Origin of the sequence: Halorubrum sp. SS7 (assembly GCF_005435055.1) — an archaeon.
GTDB lineage: Archaea > Halobacteriota > Halobacteria > Halobacteriales > Haloferacaceae > Halorubrum > Halorubrum salinarum.
Genome location: NZ_SGXV01000030.1, coordinates 242 through 1,624 on the forward strand (window position 1 = coordinate 242; position 1,383 = coordinate 1,624).

Annotated in this window: 2 protein-coding genes; both read left to right on the plus strand. The window is 57.5% G+C overall.

Translation table 11 applies throughout. The annotated features are described in order from the left end of the window. Positions 1-486: 486 nt before the first annotated feature. Complete coding sequence (locus EXE44_RS20300; RefSeq protein ID WP_158293473.1) at positions 487-660, plus strand: hypothetical protein; 174 nt, start codon at positions 487-489, stop codon at positions 658-660. Positions 661-891: 231 nt separating this feature from the next. Then, positions 892-1,383: hypothetical protein (locus tag EXE44_RS15730; protein ID WP_199241228.1), on the plus strand; the 492-nt coding region annotated here is incomplete at its 3' end.

Here is a 1,383-nt window from a genome sequence, read left to right on the forward strand (position 1 = left end):
ACCACGATGTTTACGGCACCCCTGACGAGGCCGAGACGCTGTACCTCTGGGCGGGCGACCGGGCCGCCGGTACCGAGGGGGGTGAGCCTGCGTGATTGACGGACTCGCCGTTCAGGTGACGGTCTTCGCGGGCCTGACTCTGTGGACTGCCGTGCTGGTCCGTCTCGCCCGTCGGTACGGTGAAATTCGCAAACCAATCTTCCATTCACACATCAATCCGTAGAATATGTCAGACAACCGGAATACTTCGCATATCGGTCGATTGATTGGCATCGGTGTCGCCGGCCTCGCTGTATTACTGATGATTCTGGACAGGACAACTGACCTGTCAGTGCCCTATGGATATGACGGAAGCGGGTTCAATTTTCTAATTGGCGTCCTCGTAGCACTTCTGATCGTGGTTTACACCGGATTACGATACAGCGATGGTATTTAAACAGATTTACAGCGTGAAAATATTTCGAATGGCTGACATTGTCTATACCCATGAATAGGGTACCTGTAGCCGGCGGGGCCGCGGAAGTCCTCGGGGCGGTCGCGCTTGTCATCACGACGTTCACGATTCCGGCCTTCGCCGATATGGCGCTCGCATGGCGGATGCTCGCCGTGTTCATGATTCTCGAAGGGAGTAACAGGGTTCTTAACAACACGAACCTCTGAGCGCGGTTGCACGGAGCAAGTTCTCACACAACTACCGACTGGTTAGTGCGTGCTCTATACTGGGTAGACACCGTTGCTTTCTCGCGGTCAGTCTGTACTGTATATACGCAGTCCATACAACAACCATCGTATGAACCACCGAGCACCTGTCAAGAACAGCAAGAGTAATTCGGAGGGTGAGCTCAGCGCAGATGAAAAACAATACTGACCTCCCGCGATCAAATACTCTTAATGCCCCGTGTGACCCGTCGAGCCCTCCTCAGGTGTACCGGACTGGCCGCCACTGTTCCAGTTGCGGGCTGTGGGCTGCGGTCTGACGACGATGTCTTTCCCTCGGCCGGGAGTCTCGGGTTCGCTAACCTAGATGACCTTCCCCACAGGCTTGGTGTCCGCGTCGTCGACGCTCCGGAGACCTATCGGACGGATGACGGTGACGAGCGTGGCGTTCCTTTGCCACAGCGCCACCTACACGCGTCGGTGTCGCTCCGTCCCGGGGACACCGTCCTGTATCCGGACGCGTTCACCGAACCGATCGAGTACGAGGTGAAGATCACTGTCGACGGTGCACCGCCCCGATCCGAGGACGCTGAAACGGTCTCGTTTGACCCGCAAGCGGGTGAGGCTGGACAGTACCTGTCGGTCGTAACGGGCGAGACAGGCGAGACGACGTGGGTAGTGACGACTGCCGGTGTGAACGACCACTACGATCAGCCTGCTGAGGGC